The sequence below is a fragment of the Vibrio sp. B181a genome, from assembly GCF_030248375.1.
GTDB classification, from domain to species: Bacteria; Pseudomonadota; Gammaproteobacteria; order Enterobacterales; family Vibrionaceae; genus Vibrio; species Vibrio campbellii.
In genome coordinates, this window is record NZ_JAHGAD010000071.1 from 94,079 (window position 1) to 114,587 (window position 20,509).

Genomic DNA, 20,509 nt, shown 5'->3' on the forward strand with positions numbered 1-20,509 from the left:
TTTTCAAAACAAGCGAGTGCTTATTTAATTTCGATACCTTGAGCCTGCATATCGGCATGGTAAGAAGAGCGAACAAATGGACCACACGCCGCGTGGGTGAAGCCAAGTTCTAGTGCGATCTCTTTTAGCTCGTCAAACTCTGAAGGTGGAACGTAACGTTCTACTGGTAAGTGGTGACGGCTTGGCGCTAGGTACTGACCAAGAGTCAGCATAGTCACGCCATGTGCACGAAGGTCTTTCAGTACTTCGACGATCTCTTCTTTCGTTTCACCAAGACCCATCATTAGACCTGATTTCGTCGGTACATTTGGATGCTGCTCTTTGAATTTTTGCAGCAATTGTAGTGACCATTTGTAGTTCGCGCCTGGGCGAGCTTTACGGTACAGACGAGGTGCCGTTTCTAGGTTGTGGTTGAAGACATCTGGCGGGTTGTCTTTCATAAGATCAAGTGCCACATCCATACGACCACGGAAGTCAGGAACCAGCGTTTCAATCTTGATGTGCGGGTTTAGTTCGCGGATCTCGCGGTTACAGTTAGCAAAGTGCTCTGCACCGCCATCACGCAAGTCATCACGGTCAACTGAAGTGATTACAACATACTTCAATTTCATGTCTGCGATGGTTTTCGCTAGCTTTTTAGGCTCTTCAGCTTCAACAGGAAGCGGGCGACCATGGGCAACGTCACAGAAAGGGCAACGGCGAGTACAAATCGCGCCAAGGATCATGAAAGTGGCCGTACCGTGGTTAAAACACTCAGCTAGGTTAGGGCAAGATGCTTCTTCACATACAGAGTGAAGGTTGTTCTTACGCATCGCTGATTTGATGTCTTGAATACGTTGGCTGTCGGCTGGTAGCTTGATCTTCATCCAATCAGGCTTACGTAGCACTTCTTTCTGCTCTGAAGGCATGTTCTTTACGGGAATCAATGCCATCTTGTCGGCGTCGCGGTATTTAACGCCTTTTTCCATCTGGATTGGTTTGCTCATGCTTTGTTACCTTGAGAAGGTGCTTCTGTGCTGAATTCTACTTGCTCGTAATCAAGCAAAGTAACGAGTTCTTGTATTAGTTGTTTTTCCACGGCTTCGATGTCTTCTGGTCCACCAACTTGGCTAACCTGAACCATCTCCATTCCTTCATAGCCACATGGGTTTATACGTAAAAACGGACCTAAGTCCATATTGACGTTCAACGCTAGGCCGTGGAATGAGCATCCTTTTCGAATGCGAAGTCCGAGAGAACATATTTTTTTACCGTCGACATAAACGCCTGGAGCGTCAGGTCGCGCAGCAGAATCGATATTGTATGCCTTAAGAGTGTTAATAACGAGGTTCTCGATGTGTGTAACGAGATCTCGCACTCCTAATTTTTTGCGACGTAGATTGATCAGGAAGTACGCGACTAATTGACCAGGGCCATGATAAGTCACTTGACCACCACGATCGCTTTGAACAACAGGAATATCACCAGTGTTAATCAGGTGCTCGGCTTTACCCGCTTGACCTTGTGTAAATACTGGGTTGTGTTCTACCAACCAAACTTCATCAGGCGTGTCGTCTGTGCGTTGGTCAGTGAACTCATGCATCGCCTTCCATACAGGCTCATAATCTTGGCGTCCAAGTCGTTTCACAACAAGTTGGTGTTGCATGGGAATTCCTGTCGCTAATATATAAAGTTTTTGGATTATAAACCGGATGAACCTGATGCTCTACAGCTGAGTAACAGATTTTTAACTGAAAGACTCGCTGTTTTGCATTATCTACATGATAAATAAAAAGAAAGCAGCCTAAGCTGCTTTCAAAAAAAATTTAATTTATCAAAAAATTATAGAACCATGCGTACGATGTCGATTTCACCCAGTTCTTTGTATAGGGTTTCAACTTGCTCGATAGAGGTTGCAGTGATGTTGATAGACACCGAGTGGTAGTTGCCCTTAGCACTTGGTTTTACTGTTGGGCTGTAGTCACCTGGAGCATGGCGCTGGATAACTTCTAGAACTAGCTCTGGAAGCTCAGGCTTTGCATGACCCATTACCTTGTATGTAAATGAACAAGGGAACTCAAGCAGGTCTTTCAATTTTGCATCAGAGTTGATGGTTAGCATATCGGTAACTCCAGTTGGTATTCGTTGCGGTGCGAAATAGTACAGTCAAATTAGGGTGAACTCAAGATTAACAAAGCCGCCCTAGTTGGCGGCTTTGCAGACTTGTTTGTTGGTCAGAAGCGAATGTTAGAAGAAGCTCTTAAACAACAATACGATGTAGTCCCACATGCGGCTAAATAGGCTGCCTTGGTCCACTGTTTCCAGTGCCATTAGTGGGTACTCAGCAATATCTTCACCATCAATTTGATAGTATAGCTTACCAACTACATCACCTTTCTTAATTGGGGCTTCTAGCTCTTTTTCAAGTACGAAGCTTGCTTTTAGGTTCTTTGCTTCACCGCGAGGCAGCGTCACGTAAGTATCTTGGTCAAGACCTAGTGCTACAGTGTCTTTGTTACCCATCCATACTTTTTCTTCTACGAAAGTTTCACCCGCTTTGTGTGGTGCCACTGTTTCGAAGAAACGGAAACCGTAGCTCAGTAGCTTCTTGCTCTCTGATTTACGTGCGTTTGCATCTTTTGTACCCATTACAACAGCAACCAGACGCATCTGACCTTCTGTTGCAGAACTTACTAGGCTGTAACCTGCATTGCTCGTGTGACCAGTTTTGATACCGTCAACGTTCATGCTCTTGTCCCACAGTAGACCGTTACGGTTGTACTGAGTGATGCCGTTGTAAGTGAATTTCTTATCAGAGTAGATACGGTACTCGTCTGGCACGTCACGGATCAGTGCTTTACCAAGTAGCGCCATATCGTAAGGCGTTGAGTATAGGTTCGGGTTGTCTAGGCCGTGAACGTTCGCGAAATGCGTGTTCTTCATGCCCAGCGTGTTTGCCCATGCGTTCATTAGATCAACGAATGCGTCTTCAGAGCCAGCAATGTGCTCAGCCATTGCCACACAAGCATCGTTACCTGATTGAATGATGATGCCGCGGTTTAGGTCATGAACCTTAACCGTTGTACCTACTTCGATGAACATTTTTGAAGAATCAGGGAAGTTTTTCGCCCAAGCATTCTTACTGATGGTCACATCATCGTCTTCTGAAATATTACCACGCGCTAGCTCTTGGCCAATTACGTAGCTGGTCATCATCTTTGTCAGACTAGCAGGAGACAACTTTGTGTTCATCTCTTTCTCAGCCAGAACTTTACCTGAGTTGTAATCCATCAAAACGTAGCCTTTGGCAGCGATTTGAGGTGCATCTGGGACAACAACTGGTGAAGCAAAAGCAGATTGAGCGATGGTTGCAGATAGTGCAACCGTAGAAACGAGAATAGATTTCACAAACTTATTTTTATTCATGGTAATTCAAATTTTTTGGTTAACTGCCGACATCTTAACAGAATCCCCACTTATGTAAGAGGGGCTCTGCATAGAAAATCATGACACCAAGGTCATTTGTCAGTTTTGTGTTTTTTAATAAATGCGGTCGAATAGCCGAGCAACTTTACTTTATCCAGAGTGGCTTGCGTCAGGGAATAGTCAGTATATGGGCCTAGCAGCAAGCGATACGTATCTTTCGAGGACTCCAAGAAAGTTTCCGTATCCAGCTTTTGACCAAGCTCTTGGCCTAAAGTTCGCGCTCGATCTTCATATTTTGATGACGCAACCTGAATCACGTATCTCGGGTGTGCAGCGAGCGACTTCTTATCGGTCGGTTTATCTACCGTGATGACTTCAATCTCTACGTTTGCGGTACCGGTTTTCACGACATCTAGCTTATGTGCCGCTGCGTAACTCAAGTCAATGATACGGCCATCATGGAAAGGGCCACGGTCATTCACGCGGACTACGGTTGACTTGCCATTGTCGGTATTGGTTACCTTCACGTAGCTCGGCAGTGGCAGGGTTTTATGCGCCGCTGTCATTGAGTACATGTCGTAGATTTCGCCGTTCGAGGTTAAATGGCCTTGGAACTTTTTGCCATACCATGAGGCACGACCTTTTTCCGTAAAGCCCTTTGCGTCACGAACGATTTTGTAGTCCGAACCGCGTAGGTTGTAATCGCTGTTACCACCTAAGCTGTAAGGTTCGTATTTAGGATGCGCATCCTCAATGTGCTCGACCGATAGTGGTTTATCAGGAGCTACATCGGATTCAAGCTCATAACGGCCTTCCTGTGTTTTTTGGTCGGTAGAAGAACAGCCCGCCAAAATCACAGCAGAAAAAACTAAGGAATATAAAGCGCGTTTTTGCATGGTCTAGGTCGCCTTAGAGAATGCTTTTCGGTGCGTGTGGATCGACATCAGAATGCCAAAACCAGCCATCAGTGTCACCATTGAGGTACCACCATAACTGATCAACGGTAAAGGTACGCCTACTACAGGTAGGATGCCACTTACCATGCCGATATTTACAAAAATATACACGAAGAAGCTGAGTACAATACTGCCTGCCATCATTCGACCAAACGCGGTTTGCGCTTGGCTCGCGAGGTAGAGACCACGGCCAATAATGAATAGATAGATGGCTAATAGGCAAAGGAAGCCAATCATACCCCATTCTTCTGCAATTACTGCAAAGATAAAGTCAGTGTGTCGCTCTGGAAGAAATTCCAATTGTGATTGAGTGCCTTGTAACCAGCCTTTGCCGGAAATACCACCAGAACCAATCGCAATCTTACTTTGGATGATGTGGTAGCCAGCGCCAAGTGGGTCCGACTCCGGGTTAAACAGCGTTCGTACGCGAACCTTTTGGTATTCACGCATCAAGAAGAACCACAGAATTGGGATAAATCCACCGAGTGCCACTGCCGCGGCAGCAATGATTTTCCAACTGATACCAGCAAGGAAGATAACGAAAATACCGGAGGCCGCGATCAGGATAGAGGTACCCAAATCAGGCTGTTTGGCGATAAGAATAGTCGGTAAACAGACCATAATCAGCGCCACAATCAGGGTTTTGAATGTTGGTGGGAGAGGCTGGCGGCCGATGTAGCGAGCGACCATCAAAGGCACGGCAAGCTTGAGAAGTTCAGATGGTTGGAATCGGACGAAGCCAAGGTTTAGCCAGCGTTGGGCGCCTTTGGATGCTTCACCAAAGAACAGCACCCCAAAGAGGAGTATGACCCCGCCAACGAACATCAGTGGAGCGAGACTCTCATACGTTCTTGGTGAGATTTGCGCCAAAACGATCATGACTACTAAAGACAGCACCATACGCATCGCTTGGCGATCCATCATAGCCAAACTTTGGCCACTTGCGCTGTACATAATGACTAGGCCAAAGCCCATCAATGCAAAGATGCCGAGTAATAACGGCAAGTCGATATGGAAGCGTTCAAACAGGGCGCGGTTTTTGCCTGTAGAGGGATCCATTTTCATCACTGCGCTACCTCTTTCTTCGCGTTGTTTTGCTCTTCTTCAGGTTCAATTTTTTCAGGGCCGATAATGACTCGGTCGAAGATCTTTCTCGCGACTGGCGCGCCATTACTTGAACCACCACCGGCGTTTTCTAGCACCACAGATACCACCACTTCAGGGTCATCAAAGGGTGCAAAGCCGGTAAACAAGGCGTGGTCACGTAAGTGCTCTGCGACTTCATCCGCATTGTATTCTTCATCTTCACCAAGGCCAAAGACCTGTGCGGTACCGGATTTACCACCAGTTTGGTAATCCATGTTGTAGAAAGAGCGACGAGCGGTGCCTTTCGTTCCATGGTTTACTAAACGCATGCCTTCTTTCGCCATATTCCAGTACTTGTCTGGCACATTTTGAATCGGTGGGTAGGTGACGTATTCCGAATTTTCTTGTTCCTCGAAATCACCGCCGTTATCGATGGTGGCTTTCAATAAGTGAGGAGCTGTCACTGCACCTTCGTTGACCAGTACTGAGGTTGCTTTGGCAATCTGCATTGGCGTAGCCGTCCAGTAGCCCTGACCGATACCAACTGGAATAGTGTCGCCCTTGTACCAAGGTGTCTTATGGCGTGCCATCTTCCACTCACGTGTTGGCATGTTGGCCTTACTTTCCTCGTAAATGTCGATGCCTGTGTAATCGCCAAAGCCAAACATCATCATCCAATTTGATAGCCGATCAATGCCCATGTCGTAGGCAATTTGGTAGAAGAAAGTATCGACCGATTCTTCAATCGACTTAATGATGTCTACGCGGCCATGCCCCCAACGCAGCCAATCTCGAAATGGGCGAGTGTCGGAGTTTGGAATACGCCAGTATCCAGGGTCATTACGTGTGGTTTTCGGAGTAATGACTCCTTCTTCCAGCGCTGCTACAGCAATGAAGGGTTTGATGGTCGAAGCTGGTGGGTAAATACCTAGCGTTGTACGGTTCACCAATGGACGGTTCTTGTCGTTCAGTAGTGCGCGGTACGCTTTACCGGAGATACCGTGTACGAATGCGTTCGGGTCGTAACTTGGGCTTGAAACCATCGCAAGTACGCCGTTATCACGAGGATCAAGCACAACAGCACTACCACGTCGGCCATCAAGCAGTTGGTGCACGTAAAGCTGTAGGTTGATATCAAGGTTTAAGACGATGTCTTTCCCCGCAATAGGCGGAACGTATTTCAGGGTTCGAATGACGCGACCACGACTGTTGACTTCAACCTCTTGGTAGCCCGCTGTGCCGTGCAGCAAGTCTTCGTAATACTTTTCGATGCCTAACTTACCAATGTCGCGTGTCGCTTGGTAGTTGGCGTCTTTTTCTTCACGGATTAGGCGCTGCATATCGCGGTCATTGATTCGTGACACGTAGCCAATGACGTGAGTCAGGACTTCGCTGAATGGGTAGTAGCGTTTCAATGTCGCACTGATTTCAACACCAGGAAAACGGTATTGATTCACTGAGAAAACAGCGACTTGGTTTTCATTCAATTGAGTTAACAGTGGCACAGACTTGAAGCGACGAGTGCGCTTACGTTCACGGTGGAAACGCTCAACTTGTTCTGGCGTGATCTCAAGGATGGTTTGCAGCGCTTCTATGGTACTGTCGATGTCTTTGATTTTCTCTGGAGTCAGCTCTAAGTTGAAGACTGGACGGTTTTCCGCGAGCAATACACCGTTGCGGTCATAGATAAGACCACGGTTAGGAGCGATTGGAACCACTTTAATGCGGTTATCATTAGAGCGGGTTTTATAGTCTTGAAACTGGTTTACCTGAATGTTGTACATATTGGCAACCAGCAAGCCCATCAAAATGACGATACCTAAAAATGCAACAATAGCGCGGCTAGAAAATAGACGCGCTTCTGCTTGGTAATCTCGAATTTGACTGCGGCGTTTACGAATCATTAACGCTTGTCTCTACAGCTAAGTAGCGATTATTCGCGGTGGTAAGGGTGGTTAGCAGTAATGCTCCACGCTCGGTATAAGCTCTCTGCCATCACGATGCGCACAAGTGGGTGCGGCAGTGTCAATGCAGACAGTGACCAGCTTTGGTCTGCTGCGGCTTTACAAGCTGGCGCTAAACCTTCAGGGCCACCGATCAGAATCGACACATCACGACCATCGAGCTTCCACGCTTCTAGCTGCTCGGCCAGTTGCGGGGTATCCCACTTTTTGCCTGGGATATCGAGAGTGACGATACGAGCACCTTTAGGTACGGCTGCCAACATCGCTTCGCCTTCTTTTTGCAAGATACGCGCGATGTCTGCATTTTTGCCGCGTTTACCCGCAGGGATTTCAACCAACTCAAGTGGCATATCATGTGGGAAACGACGACGGTATTCTTGAAAACCTTCTTCGACCCATTTTGGCATTTTTGTGCCGACGGCAATTAGTTGAATTTTCAAACGATTAACCCCAGAGTTTTTCTAGTTGGTATAGCTCGCGGTGCTCTTCTTGCATCACGTGAAGCATTGCGTCGCCCATGTCGAGGACAACCCATTCGCCTTCATTTTCGCCTTCCATACCTAGCGGCTCTAGACCCGCTTTCTTCACTTCAGATGCGACGTGATCAGCGATAGATGAAACGTGACGCTTAGATGTGCCAGTACAAATGATCATGTAATCTGTCACGCTTGATTTGCCTTCTACATCTAGAATAACAATCTCTTCCGCTTTCATGTCGTCGGCTTTATCGGCTAAAAAGTCTTTAAGTTCTTCGCGAAGCACTCGGTTTTCCTCGGTATTTTCTTTTCTGTCTGTGGGTGTTTTAACTTAGCTGGGTTAAAACTGGTCGCGCACTATATCACGCTTTAAAAGCTAAATTGCCAGCTTAATATCAGGAGAGCAGGTTTCTAGGCTCAATTGATGGATAGTTGGCCACACAGACTCATCATATTGGGTTTTGGCTTTTATCTCGGCGTGCGCCAAAAGAGACAAAAGTGCACAAATTCGGGAGGCTGACAGACGAGTCAGCGCTGCATTATAGAATGGGCGTTTGTTTTGCCACACTCGATGTTTTTCAAACACCTGACTTATGCCCATTTGAGTAAGGTCTCGGTGCATGTTTAGTAGTTGGTTGAACTCTTTCTGTACGCTTCGGATCAGAATGATGGTTTCGATGCCTTCCGCCTCTAGCTGTCGCAGAATGCGCTGCGCGCGGTTTGCTTTACCTGCTAGTAGAGCGTCAATCCAATGGAATGTCGTAAAGTGATTGTGGCGGCTCAGCGCTTCTTCAAGACGCACTACCGTCAGCTCGCCATCTGGGTAGAGTAAAGCTAGCTTTTCTAAACTTTGCGATAGCGCGAACAAATTACCTTCGTGCCATTGTGCCAACATTTGCAGAGATTGCTGATCCGCTTTTAATCCCAACGCTCGGCAACGCGCCTGCACGAACATTGGCAGTCGCTGCAAATCAGGTGTTAGACAACTTACCCAGTCACCCTTGGCACTCAGTGCTTTGAACCATTTAGCGTTTTCTTGTGCTTTAGTCAGTTTGCTGCCAACCACCACTAACATGATGTCGTCATGGAGCATTTCGCACAGATTGACCAGTTCTTTACTGATGGCTGCGTTTGCACCAGCCTCTGGTAGTTCAAGCTCAATCAGTTGACGACTAGAGAATAGGCTTAGCGCTTGGAAGCAGTTATAGACTTGATTCCAATCTAAGCTGGCGTCGACGGCAAAACGGTGTCTTTCTTCAAAGCCCTGTTGGCGAGCCATGTTTTGGATCGCTTGACGGCTTTCTTGAATTAACAGCGGTTCGTTACCAAAAATCAGGTAAACCTGCTTGATGTGTTTCGCTAGGTGATCAGCCAGCTTGTCGGCAAAAATTCGCATTCTGATTAAGAGTTTGTGTTCGTAGAGTTAGAGTTTGTCGCTTCAGGAGCAACGTGGCCTTGCTCGTATTCAGCACGAACTCGACCTAGTTGGCGCATCATTTGGCCAGCCGCTTGTTGACGCATTTCATCTTCGATAACGTCACGTTCTACTGATTTCGCTAGTGCAGTTAGCGGGTTATCTAGGTAGTTACGGTTAACGGTGGTCGTGAAATCTTTTGCACCGAAGCCAGGGATCGTCACGCGGTATTTCACCACGTAAGTCAGTTCTTTTTCTGCTGCTCGGCTGTTTTGATAAAGCGATAGCGTACGCTCGTCAATGGTCGCTTCAGTAAGGTGTAGGTTCGGAGTATTTGATGACGGTTTTACTAAATCGACCTTGTTCAATTCAAGTTGAGCGCGGATGTAACGCGTCAATGGGCTGTATTCATCATAGCTAGTGAAAGACATGGTGTGGAGCTCTTCCGGAACGGAGTACTCGCCACGAAGGTGAAAACCACAGGCAGAAAGAAGCCCCGCTAATACCAAAACCACTGGTAGTTTAATCAAAGAGAAAAAGCGCATTGATTGTATTCATCCTAAATTGAAGGGGTTATTTACCTTAAACCACTCGGCATGAATGGTTTGAGGTAAATAAACAGGGTAGCGAACTACCCTGTTTAATGACTCCTAGCATGCGAATTGGTTCGCGTTGCTTTGAGTTATTGCAAGCTGCGTTTCGTTTTTAGCGAAAGACTAGTTTGCAACGATGTTCAACAGTTTACCTGGTACGTAAATTACTTTACGGATAGTTAGGCCATCTGTGAACTTAGTAACGTTTTCGTCGTTTAGACCAAGCTCTTCTACTTGTTCTTTCGTTGCGTCTGCAGCAACAGTCAGTTTCGCACGTAGCTTACCGTTTACTTGAACAACGATAGTTTTCTCGTCTTCAACCAGTGCTTTCTCGTCGAACGTTGGCCATGCTGCATTATCGATGTCAGCTTCACCTAGCGCAGCCCATAGTTCGTATGAGATGTGCGGAGTGATTGGGTAAAGCATGGCAACAACAGCTTTTAGCGCTTCATCAAGGATTGCACGATCTTGTGCAGATTCTTGAGGCGCTTTCGCTAGCTTGTTCATCAGTTCCATGATTGCAGCGATTGCTGTGTTGAACGTTTGACGGCGAGCGATATCATCAGTCACTTTCGCGATAGTTTTGTGAACATCACGACGAAGAGCTTTTTGGTCACCAGAAAGTGCTGCTGCATCTACTGCTTCTGCTGCACCTTTTGATGTGTGCTCGTTTACTAGTTTCCAAACACGTTTCAGGAAGCGGTTAGCACCTTCTACGCCAGACTCTTGCCATTCAAGTGTCATGTCTGCAGGAGACGCGAACATCATGAATAGACGTACTGTGTCTGCACCGTACTTATCTACCATCTCTTGAGGGTCGATACCGTTGTTTTTCGACTTAGACATTTTGATCATGCCTGAGTGTGTAACATCGCGGCCTTCAGTGTCTTTCGCAGAAGTGATGCGGCCTTTACCGTCACGCTCAACAGCAACATCTGTTGGTGCAACCCACTCTTTACCGCCTTTCTCGTTCTCGAAGTAGAACGCGTCTGCTAGTACCATGCCTTGACACAGTAGTTGCTTGAACGGTTCGTCAGACGTTACGTAGCCAGCATCACGTAGTAGTTTGTGGAAGAAGCGAGAGTACAGTAGGTGCATACAAGCGTGCTCGATACCACCGATGTACTGGTCTACTGGTAGCCAGTAGTTTGCTTTTTCTGGATCTAGGATGTCGTCAGCTTGTGGTGAACAGTAACGTGCGTAGTACCAAGAAGACTCCATGAACGTGTCGAACGTATCTGTCTCACGTAGAGCAGGTTCGCCGTTGAAAGTTGTCTTCGCCCATTCTTTGTCTGCTTTGATTGGGCTAGTTACGCCGTCCATTACCACGTCTTCTGGAAGGATTACTGGTAGTTGGCCAGCTGGTACTGGGTGAACTTCACCGTCTTCAGTGGTTACCATAGGGATTGGCGCACCCCAGTAACGTTGACGAGATACACCCCAGTCACGTAGACGGAAGTTAACTGTCTTAGTACCTTTGCCTTCTGCTTCTAGCTTCGCTGCGATTGCATCGAACGCCGCTTGGAATTCTAGACCGTCGAATTCACCTGAATCGAACAGTACACCTTTCTCTGTGTATGCCGCTTCAGAGATGTCTAGCTCACTGCCATCAACTGGCTTGATAACAGGCACGATATCTAGACCGTACTTAGTTGCGAACTCGAAGTCACGTTGGTCGTGCGCAGGTACTGCCATTACAGCGCCTGTACCGTAATCCATCAGTACGAAGTTTGCTACGTAAACAGGAACTTCACGGCCGTTCAATGGGTGAATAGCAGTAAGGCCAGTCGCCATACCTTTCTTCTCCATTGTCGCAAGCTCAGCTTCTGCAACTTTGGTGTTCTTACACTCTTCGATGAACGCTGCTAGTTCTGGGTTGTTCTCAGCTGCGATAGTCGCTAGAGGGTGACCTGCTGCGATACCAACGTAAGTCACACCCATTAGAGTGTCTGGACGAGTTGTGTAAACTTCTAGGTCTTGTTGACCTTTCACTTCAAACTTTAGCTCAACACCTTCAGAACGACCGATCCAGTTGCGCTGCATGGTTTTCACCATTTCTGGCCAACCTTCAAGCTTGTCTAGATCGTCAAGCAGTTCTTGAGCGTATTCTGTGATCTTGATGAACCACTGAGGAATTTCTTTTTGCTCTACAGGCGTGTCACAACGCCAGCAGCAGCCGTCTTCAACCTGTTCGTTTGCAAGAACAGTTTGGTCGTTTGGACACCAGTTAACAGAAGAAGTCTTCTTGTAAACCAGACCTTTCTCGTAAAGCTTCGTGAAGAACTCTTGTTCCCAACGGTAGTACTCAGGTGTACATGTTGCGAATTCACGGTTCCAATCGTAACCAAAGCCTAGAAGCTTAAGTTGGTTCTTCATGTATTCGATGTTTTCGTAAGTCCAAGGTGCAGGCGCGGTGTTGTTTTTAACCGCTGCGTTTTCTGCAGGTAGACCAAACGCATCCCAACCGATTGGTTGCATTACGTTTTTGCCTTGTAGGCGTTGGAAACGAGATACTACGTCACCGATGGTGTAGTTACGCACGTGACCCATGTGCAGTCGACCACTTGGGTATGGGAACATGGATAGACAGTAGAATTTTTCTTTGTTTGGGTCTTCACTTACAACAAAGGTCTTGTTGTCATCCCAGTGCTTTTGAACTTTCTGTTCAAGGTCTTGTGGATTGTATTGTTCTTGCATCGATGGTATCCGGTTATCTTGGAATTTGTGAGTTCGGTTAGAACAGACTTAAATAGATCGTCATAGAATACCTAAAGCTAGGGATCACAACAATAGCCAATCTATACCCATGCGTCTGAAGTGACGCTTGGTAGTGGAAAGATGGAGGTCAGTTATGCCTAAACGTAAAGCAGGTTATGAGGAAATGCTCGAGGATGTGATTGAAACCTTGAAGCACAGTCCGGATGAAGTTAACAAAGTATTCGAAACGTCGGGCAAAGTGGTGGATGCTGCCAACGACATGACCAAAGACGAACTCTCACTGATATCAGCTTATGTAAAAGCGGATTTAAAAGAGTTCTCGGACAATTATGAAGAAGGTAAGAGTGGGCCTTTCTATCTCACGATTGCTGATTCGATTTGGCAAGGTCTGCTCGATATTACCGACAGAACCAAAGTGGAGTGGGTAGAGCTATTTGATGACTTAGAGCATCAAGGGCTTTATGAAGCGGGCGAGGTGATTGGCCTTGGTACTTTAGTCTGTGACGAATGTGGTCACAAGACGACATATAACCACCCAACCGTGATCATTCCATGCATTAAGTGCAATCATACTGGCTTTAGTCGTCAGTCACTGAAACCATAGTGAGACGTTAAAACGTGATGGAATAAAAAAGAGGCTCTAGAGCCTCTTTTTTGCGTTTATGACTTTTTCTTTCTTGGTAACCACCAAGCCAACATCAAACTCAATCCAGCCCAAACGTAGAGCGGCCATGTGCCCACGATACGATACGGAGTTTGTCCGTCGGTAGGTACAAGCTCTGCACGAAGTACTGCGGTTTCAAATTGAGGGATTTGCTCAATGATTTTACCTTTATGGTCGGTTACCGCTGTTACGCCGTTATTGGTCGAACGAATAAGTGGCTTACCAAGCTCAAGAGCACGCATTCGAGCGATTTCCATATGTTGCAATGGACCAATCGAATGACCAAACCACGCATCATTAGACAGCGTTAGAATGAAATCAGTATCGTCGGTAACATTCTGGCGCACTTGTTCACTGAAGATGATTTCATAACACAGTGCTGGGTCCATATGCTTACCGTTCGCCACGATGTTTGGCTGAACAAAGTCGCCACGGCTGAACGATGACATCGGTAAGTTGAAGAATGGCGCTAGTGGACGCAGTACATCTTCAAACGGCACAAACTCACCAAATGGTAATAGGTGGTGTTTGTGGTAGCGCTTATCCATATCAAAGCTGTAATCGCCGTATGGATTCACACCGAGCGATAGAATGCTGTTGTAGAACTGGCCATCTTCACCTTGGTTAACGACACCGGTAATGATGGCGCTGTTATTCATCTTCGCGGCAGCATCAATGTTTCTTAGGAACGATGGTACTTCAATTTCAAATGCAGGGATCGCGGCTTCTGGCCATACGATGATATCAGCATCCCAGTTCTCACGAGTGAGGTCCGCGTATTTCATGATGGTTGGCCAGCGTTGGCTCGGTAGCCATTTTAGGTTCTGGTCGACGTTACCTTGGATCAGCGCAACTTTGGTGGTGTCTTCCACACGTGGAGTGACCCAATCGTACTGACGGATACCAAAGCCCGCACTTAATAGCACCGAAGGGATGATGATCATTAACCATTGCTTGTGGATCCATGCGTACGCCAATGCGCCAGCACTGATCATGATGAACAGGGTTAATAGCTCTACACCACCAATAGGCGCAAAGCTAGCAAATGGCGCATCAATTTGGCTGTAGCCAAGCCATAGCCAAGGGAAGCCTGTCATTACCCAGCCGCGCAGCCAGTCGGTGACTAGCCATAATGCAGGGGCTGCAAGCAGTGCTTTGCTTAGGGTAAATTCTGGGAAGAACTTGTTGCTGAGCCATGCAAACAGGCCGGTGTAAACCGACAGGTAAGCGATCAGTAGGCCCATAAGGAAGAGGTTTGCAATTAGCGGCATGCCGCCAAAGCCAGCAATGCTGACGTAAACCCAGCTTACACCCGTCGCAAATTGACCTAGCCCCCAGGCATAACCGATCCAAAGCGCGCGCTTAGGCGATTGGTTTGCAAGAAGAATAAGTAGAATGGCAGGGCTGAGTATGGCGATTGGCCATAACTGGTAAGGGGCAAATGCTAGGGTAGTGGAGGCGCCAACAAAAGCGGCCACTAAGGGCCGCTTGAGGCGATGAAAGAGTACATTCATCATTTTATTTTTCTGATATTCCCGATGTTAGGGTATCGCGTTACTCTTGAGTGGCTTCAACCAGCTTTTCTTCGTCTGGAATCGTCACTTGAAGTTGAATGACACGACGGTTGTCGGCAGCCGTTACTTTGAAGCTGTATGCTTCAATATCCACGACTTCGCCACGCGATGGTAGGTGACCAAAAGCAGTCATTACCATGCCGCCAACGGTATCCACTTCTTCATCGCTGAAGTTGGTACCGAATGTCTCATTAAACTCTTCAATGGTTGTCAGAGCTCTGACAGCAAACGTGTGTTTGCTCAGCTTACGGATATCGGTTTCTTCATCGTCATCAAACTCATCTTCAATATCCCCTACGATTTCTTCAAGGATATCTTCGATAGTCACAAGACCAGAAACACCACCGAATTCATCGACAACAATCGCCATGTGATAACGTTCTTCACGGAATTCTTTTAGCAGGCGGTCGACGCGTTTACTTTCCGGTACCACGACTGCTGGTCGAATTACTTCTTCGATATCAAATGGGTTACTGCCTGAGCCCAAGTATTTGAGTAAGTCCTTCGCTAGTAGAATGCCTTCCACATGGTCTTTATCTTCGCTGATCACAGGGTAGCGAGAGTGTTGAGCATCAGTGATCAGTGCGATCAAAGTATCTAGATCGTCTGTGCGCTCAACAGTAACCATTTGCGAACGCGGGATCATAATGTCACGCACGCGCATTTCGGAGATTTCCATAACACCTTCAAGCATGTCGCGGGTGTCGTGGTCAATCAGGTCATTGATTTCTGAGTCGCGGATTACATCCACAAGCTCTTGGCGGTCTTTTGGTTCGCCTTGAAATAGTTGACCTAGACGTTCAAAGAAGGACTTTCTACTCGGACCTTCTGCCTTTTCTTTCTTGCCTTCATTAGAAGAGGGAGAATTATCTTCGTTCATTGTTTCTCAATTAAGTAACGCTATCAGATGTGTGATAGCTCACATAGAAAGACGAGCACGAGATGGTTATCTGGGTGGTTCGCCTTTCCCTGTCGAGCAACCAAAGTTACTCTTTTTCAGCAATATACGGGTCTTCATAACCCATACCTTGCATGATTTCTGTTTCGAGGGATTCCATCTCTTCAGCTTCATCATCCTCGATATGGTCATAACCTAGCAGATGCAAGCTGCCATGTACAACCATATGCGCCCAATGTGCTAGTAGAGGCTTGTTCTGCTCTACTGCCTCTTTTTCAACAACTTGGCGACAGATGATCAAATCGCCTAGTAGGTCCATTTCCATACCAGGTGGTACTTCGAATGGGAAAGACAGCACATTGGTCGGCTTATCTTTACCACGGTATTCGTGGTTTAGCTCGTGACTTTCTTGCTCGTCGACAATACGAATTGTCAGTTCCGCTTGTGGTTGGAAAAGAGGGATAGTCTTATCTAGCCACAATTGGAAATCTTGCTCAGAAGGTAAGCCTTCTTCATTTTCGACTGCCAGTTGCAAATCAAGTTCAATTGCCATGGTTATTCCTTAGTTGCCGCGACTTGTGCGTTCAGTTCTGCTTTGGCTGCTTCTAGCAGTTTGGCATCACGTTCTTCACGACGGCGTTTTTCGAACTCTTTACGTTCTTTCTGGTCTTGCGCTTCCCACTTCTCGTAAGCGTTAACGATGCGCGCTACCACTGGGTGGCGCACTACGTCGTCAGCTTGGAAGAAGTTAAAGCTGATGTCGTCAACTTCGCTCAGTACTTCAATTGCATGACGAAGACCCGATTTCGCACCGCGAGGTAAGTCAATTTGAGTGACGTCACCGGTGATAACCGCACGAGAGTTGAAGCCAATTCGCGTCAGGAACATCTTCATCTGCTCTACAGTGGTGTTTTGGCTCTCATCAAGAATGATGAAGGCGTCGTTTAGAGTACGACCACGCATGTAAGCAAGAGGTGCTACCTCAATCACGTTACGTTCAATCAGCTTTTCTACGCGCTCAAAGCCCAGCATTTCAAATAGGGCATCGTAGAGAGGGCGTAGGTAAGGGTCGACTTTCTGGCTCAAATCGCCAGGTAGGAAGCCCAGTTTCTCACCTGCTTCAACCGCAGGACGAGTTAATAGAATACGACGGATTTCTTGGCGCTCTAGTGCGTCAACGGCTGCTGCAACCGCTAGGTAAGTTTTACCAGTACCAGCAGGACCGATACCGAAGGTGATATCGTGCGTCACCATGTTCATCAGGTATTGACCCTGATTTGGTGTACGAGGCTTGATCACACCTTTTTTCGTTTTAACGAAGACTTCTTTACCGTGTTCGAAGTTCGATTCGGTATTCTGCTCCAGTACACCCGATTCTTTGATTGCCAGGTGGATCTGCTCTGGTTCGATATCAGGGGTTTCGCCGCGGACAGGAGCGGTGTCTACGTAAAGGGTTTTCAGGATATCCAGCGCAGCTGCTGCGGTATGAGGTTTACCGACAATGGTGAAAAGGTCGCTACGGTGGTTAATTTCAACGCCTAGACGACGTTCTAAATGCTTGATGTTGTCATCGAATGGACCGCACAGGCTTGCTAGTCGGCGGTTGTCTGAAGGTTCTAGATTGATTTCTAGCGTTACGATTTTATTGCTCAATGTTGCCTCTCATTTTATGCCACTTAACGAGAGCCTGATAACGACCAGGCTCTCAATGGCTATTTGTACGAGCTTATGGCGTAAAAGTAGCTACACCTAGCTCATCTTCGCGACGTGTTTTCGCCATCATTTGCGTTGGTGAAATCACACTACGAAGGTCCATGTCTTTTTCTGTACGTACTAGCTCACCACGTAGTGAGTTAGCAAATACGTCCGTAATCTTCACGTCAACGAATTGACCAATTAGGTCTGCGCTACCTTCAAAGTTTACTACACGGTTGTTTTCTGTACGAGCGCGTAGCTCCATTAGGTTCTTCTTAGAAGGACCTTCAACCAGAACGCGTTGCTCAGTGTCTAGCATTTGACGAGAGTAGCGCATTGCTTGCGTGTTTACTGTTTGTTGTAGCTCGTATAGACGCTCTTTCTTCACTTGCTCTGATAGGTCACAAGGGTAATCTGCCGCTGGCGTACCTGGACGTGGAGAGAAGATGAAGCTGAAGCTCATGTCAAAGTCTACGTCTTTGATTAGCTTCATTGTGTCTTGGAAATCTTTGTCTGTTTCACCAGGGAAACCAACGATAAAGTCTGAACTGATTTGGATATCAGGACGTGCTTTACGCAGTTTACGGATGATCGACTTGTACTCAATCCCAGTGTGAGGACGTTTCATCATAGTCAGCACTCGGTCACTACCACTTTGTACTGGTAGGTGAAGGAAGCTCACTAGCTCAGGTGTGTCTTCGTATACTGCGATGATGTCATCAGTAAACTCTAATGGGTGGCTTGTTGTAAAGCGGATACGATCAATACCATCGATAGATGCAACCAAACGAAGCAGCTCTGCAAATGAACAGATTTCACCGTCGTGCATAGGACCACGGTACGCGTTTACGTTTTGACCCAGTAGGTTTACTTCACGTACGCCTTGATCTGCTAGCTGAGCGATTTCGAACAGTACGTCATCCATTGGACGGCTTACTTCTTCACCACGAGTGTACGGTACTACACAGTAAGTACAGTACTTAGAACAGCCTTCCATGATAGAAACGAATGCCGTTGCACCTTCAGCACGAGGCTCTGGTAGACGGTCAAACTTTTCGATTTCTGGGAATGAAATGTCCATTACTGGTGCTTCATCCGATTGAGATTGTTTAATCATCTCAGGAAGACGGTGAAGAGTTTGTGGACCAAAGATTACGTCAACGTATGGAGCACGCTGACGGATATGGTCACCTTCTTGAGTTGCTACACAACCACCTACGCCGATAACTACGCCAGGTTTTTTATCTTTTAGTGTTTTCCAACGACCAAGCTGGTGGAAAACTTTCTCTTGCGCTTTTTCACGGATCGAACAGGTGTTAAGTAGAAGTACGTCTGCTTCCTCTGGCTCTTCGGTCAGCTCGTAGCCGTTTGCAGCATTAAGCAGGTCGGCCATTTTTGATGAATCGTATTCGTTCATCTGGCAGCCCCAGGTTTTAATTAGCAGTTTCTTACTCATCTCACTTTCGCTCGTTCAGTTGTACTTAAATCGGAGAGCTATTGCCCAAATTATAGCCGCCATCTCGGCGGTAAGCGGCGTATTGTACTGCTTTAAAAAGCACCTGACTAGTGATCTGACGAATTCTCTGCAAACCCTGATGAAATCTAGTTTTTTGCCCTATATACAGCAAGGTTTTTTGTTAAACAATTTTGTAAAAATAGCCATGGAACGTACAATTAAAAAACGCCAATTAATCAATACGATGAAGAGCAAAAAATGAACAAGTATGACATCGCCGTAATCGGTGGCGGCATGGTCGGGGCAGCAGTGGCTGTTGGGTTTGCCAAGCAAGGCAGAAGCGTTGTAATGGTCGAAGGCGCAGAGCCAAAGGCGTTTGAGGTTTCTCAGGCGTTGGATGTTCGCGTTTCCGCGATTTCTCATCAGTCGGTGAAGTTACTTGATTCATTAGGTGCATGGTCTGCGATTGAAAGCATGCGAGTGTGCCCTTATCGTCGTTTGGAAACGTGGGAACATCCTGAGTGTCGTACACGTTTTCACTCTGATGAGCTTTCGTTGGAGCAGTTAGGATACATTGTTGAAAACCGCCTAATCCAACTAGGCCTTTGGCAAACTTTCGCACAATACGACAACTTAACGGTGATGTGCCCAGAGCGATTGAAAGATATAGAATTTGCCGAGGTAAACCGTGTAACGCTAGAAAGCGGCGAGCAGTTTGAAGCTAATTGGGTGATTGGTGCAGATGGCGCGAACTCAAAAGTTCGTCAATTGGCGGGTATTGGTGTAACGGCATGGGACTACCGTCAACACTGTATGCTGATCAACGTGAAAACTGAACTTCCGCAACAAGACATCACTTGGCAACAATTTACTCCGTCAGGTCCACGTTCATTCTTGCCGTTATGCTCATTAACTGAAGACGGTAAAGAAGTCGGGCAGGGTTCGTTGGTTTGGTATGACTCGCCAAAACGCATTAAACAATTATGCGCTATGACTAAACCTCAGTTAAGAGAAGAGATCCTGCGTCATTTCCCTGCCGAGTTGGGTGATATTGAAGTTCTACAATTTGGCTCATTCCCGCTCACTCGTCGCCATGCCCAAAGCTATTCAAACAAGAATTGTGTGTTAGTGGGGGATTCTGCTCATACAATCAACCCACTTGCTGGGCAAGGTGTGAATCTCGGCTTCAAAGATGTTGATGTTCTGCTTGCGGTTACCGAGCAGCAAGAACAACTTAACGATACATTGCTTGCCAAATATGAGCGCGCCCGTCGACCAGATAACTTGTTAATGCAAACGGGCATGGATGTGTTCTACAAAGGCTTCAGTAATGATTTAGGGCCATTGAAGTTCGCTCGTAATGCAGCATTGAAGCTGGCGGAAAACTCAGGGCCGATCAAAGCGCAAGTATTGAAGTATGCGCTAGGTATGTAAAAGACTTCAGAGCACATAGAAAGCGGTCGATAAAAAGCAATAGATAGAAAAAAAGCGAGCCATGAGCTCGCTTTTTTAATTCGATAAATCAGAGATCTACCGAGTCCAGAATCAGAAAAAAGAAAAAACCCAGCAAATTAATGCTGGGTTTTTCAAGAATGGTGCGGAAGGAGAGA

Annotated in this window: 19 protein-coding genes; 2 read left to right on the plus strand and 17 right to left on the minus strand. The window is 46.8% G+C overall.

All coding sequences use genetic code 11. The features are described from left to right. Positions 1 to 20 precede the first annotated feature (20 nt). From lipA to leuS, 12 genes are all read right to left on the minus strand, one after another. Positions 21 to 986 carry a lipoyl synthase gene (gene lipA / locus KIO97_RS22930; RefSeq protein ID WP_012127184.1) on the minus strand — a complete coding sequence of 322 codons (966 nt, stop codon included), beginning with the start codon at positions 984 to 986 and terminating at the stop codon, positions 21 to 23. Continuing rightward, positions 983 to 1,645 carry a lipoyl(octanoyl) transferase LipB gene (gene lipB / locus KIO97_RS22935; protein WP_005438575.1) on the minus strand — a complete coding sequence of 221 codons (663 nt, stop codon included), beginning with the start codon at positions 1,643 to 1,645 and terminating at the stop codon, positions 983 to 985. Before lipB ends, lipA begins: the two co-directional genes overlap by 4 nt. 176 nt (positions 1,646 to 1,821) lie before the next feature. Continuing rightward, entirely contained in the window at positions 1,822 to 2,100 is a 279-nt protein-coding gene (gene ybeD, locus KIO97_RS22940; protein ID WP_005384135.1) for a DUF493 family protein YbeD, read from the minus strand. Positions 2,101 to 2,226: 126 nt separating this feature from the next. Then, positions 2,227 to 3,405, minus strand: coding sequence for a serine hydrolase (locus tag KIO97_RS22945; protein WP_005530703.1), 1,179 nt, complete (start codon positions 3,403 to 3,405; stop codon positions 2,227 to 2,229). A gap of 92 nt (positions 3,406 to 3,497) precedes the next feature. Then, positions 3,498 to 4,301, minus strand: coding sequence for a septal ring lytic transglycosylase RlpA family protein (locus KIO97_RS22950; RefSeq protein WP_285384022.1), 804 nt, complete (start codon positions 4,299 to 4,301; stop codon positions 3,498 to 3,500). A 3-nt stretch (positions 4,302 to 4,304) separates the two neighbouring features. Further along, positions 4,305 to 5,426: a rod shape-determining protein RodA gene (gene rodA / locus KIO97_RS22955; RefSeq protein WP_005530707.1), complete on the minus strand. Its 1,122-nt coding sequence runs from the start codon at positions 5,424 to 5,426 to the stop codon at positions 4,305 to 4,307. Next, a complete protein-coding gene (gene mrdA, locus KIO97_RS22960; protein WP_045370448.1) occupies positions 5,426 to 7,351 on the minus strand; it encodes a penicillin-binding protein 2 in 1,926 nt (641 codons plus the stop codon). Before mrdA ends, rodA begins: the two co-directional genes overlap by 1 nt. Before the next feature lie 29 nt (positions 7,352 to 7,380). Then, positions 7,381 to 7,851 carry a 23S rRNA (pseudouridine(1915)-N(3))-methyltransferase RlmH gene (rlmH, locus tag KIO97_RS22965; RefSeq protein WP_005447517.1) on the minus strand — a complete coding sequence of 157 codons (471 nt, stop codon included), beginning with the start codon at positions 7,849 to 7,851 and terminating at the stop codon, positions 7,381 to 7,383. Between the two features lie 4 nt (positions 7,852 to 7,855). Beyond that, entirely contained in the window at positions 7,856 to 8,173 is a 318-nt protein-coding gene (rsfS, locus tag KIO97_RS22970; protein WP_005425840.1) for a ribosome silencing factor, read from the minus strand. A 90-nt stretch (positions 8,174 to 8,263) separates the two neighbouring features. After that, complete coding sequence (gene holA, locus KIO97_RS22975) at positions 8,264 to 9,283, minus strand: DNA polymerase III subunit delta (RefSeq protein WP_285384023.1); 1,020 nt, start codon at positions 9,281 to 9,283, stop codon at positions 8,264 to 8,266. Positions 9,284 to 9,288: 5 nt separating this feature from the next. Continuing rightward, the gene (gene lptE / locus KIO97_RS22980; RefSeq protein ID WP_285384024.1) at positions 9,289 to 9,846 is read right to left on the minus strand and encodes an LPS assembly lipoprotein LptE; all 558 of its coding nucleotides are present in this window, start codon (positions 9,844 to 9,846) and stop codon (positions 9,289 to 9,291) included. Between the two features lie 171 nt (positions 9,847 to 10,017). After that, positions 10,018 to 12,591 carry a leucine--tRNA ligase gene (gene leuS / locus KIO97_RS22985; RefSeq protein WP_285384025.1) on the minus strand — a complete coding sequence of 858 codons (2,574 nt, stop codon included), beginning with the start codon at positions 12,589 to 12,591 and terminating at the stop codon, positions 10,018 to 10,020. 154 nt (positions 12,592 to 12,745) lie between these two features. On the opposite strand from leuS, the gene KIO97_RS22990 reads away from it, so the two are divergent. Beyond that, entirely contained in the window at positions 12,746 to 13,216 is a 471-nt protein-coding gene (locus KIO97_RS22990) for a zinc ribbon-containing protein (RefSeq protein WP_005438586.1), read from the plus strand. Positions 13,217 to 13,272: 56 nt separating this feature from the next. Here the strand turns inward: KIO97_RS22990 and lnt are convergent, their stop codons facing one another. From lnt to miaB, 5 genes are all read right to left on the minus strand, one after another. Next, the gene (gene lnt, locus KIO97_RS22995; protein WP_285384026.1) at positions 13,273 to 14,793 is read right to left on the minus strand and encodes an apolipoprotein N-acyltransferase; all 1,521 of its coding nucleotides are present in this window, start codon (positions 14,791 to 14,793) and stop codon (positions 13,273 to 13,275) included. A gap of 37 nt (positions 14,794 to 14,830) precedes the next feature. Then, positions 14,831 to 15,730 carry a CNNM family magnesium/cobalt transport protein CorC gene (corC, locus tag KIO97_RS23000; RefSeq protein ID WP_005425551.1) on the minus strand — a complete coding sequence of 300 codons (900 nt, stop codon included), beginning with the start codon at positions 15,728 to 15,730 and terminating at the stop codon, positions 14,831 to 14,833. Between the two features lie 106 nt (positions 15,731 to 15,836). Then, positions 15,837 to 16,301: an rRNA maturation RNase YbeY gene (ybeY, locus tag KIO97_RS23005; RefSeq protein ID WP_005425552.1), complete on the minus strand. Its 465-nt coding sequence runs from the start codon at positions 16,299 to 16,301 to the stop codon at positions 15,837 to 15,839. Between the two features lie 2 nt (positions 16,302 to 16,303). Continuing rightward, positions 16,304 to 17,401 (minus strand): PhoH family protein, encoded by a 1,098-nt coding sequence (locus KIO97_RS23010; RefSeq protein ID WP_010446465.1) that lies wholly within the window; start codon positions 17,399 to 17,401, stop codon positions 16,304 to 16,306. Between the two features lie 73 nt (positions 17,402 to 17,474). Further along, positions 17,475 to 18,899 (minus strand): tRNA (N6-isopentenyl adenosine(37)-C2)-methylthiotransferase MiaB, encoded by a 1,425-nt coding sequence (gene miaB / locus KIO97_RS23015; RefSeq protein WP_010446468.1) that lies wholly within the window; start codon positions 18,897 to 18,899, stop codon positions 17,475 to 17,477. 258 nt (positions 18,900 to 19,157) lie between these two features. Here miaB and KIO97_RS23020 point away from each other — a divergent pair, with 258 nt between their 5' ends. After that, positions 19,158 to 20,333, plus strand: coding sequence for a 2-octaprenyl-3-methyl-6-methoxy-1,4-benzoquinol hydroxylase (locus tag KIO97_RS23020; RefSeq protein WP_285384027.1), 1,176 nt, complete (start codon positions 19,158 to 19,160; stop codon positions 20,331 to 20,333). Positions 20,334 to 20,509: the final 176 nt, after the last annotated feature.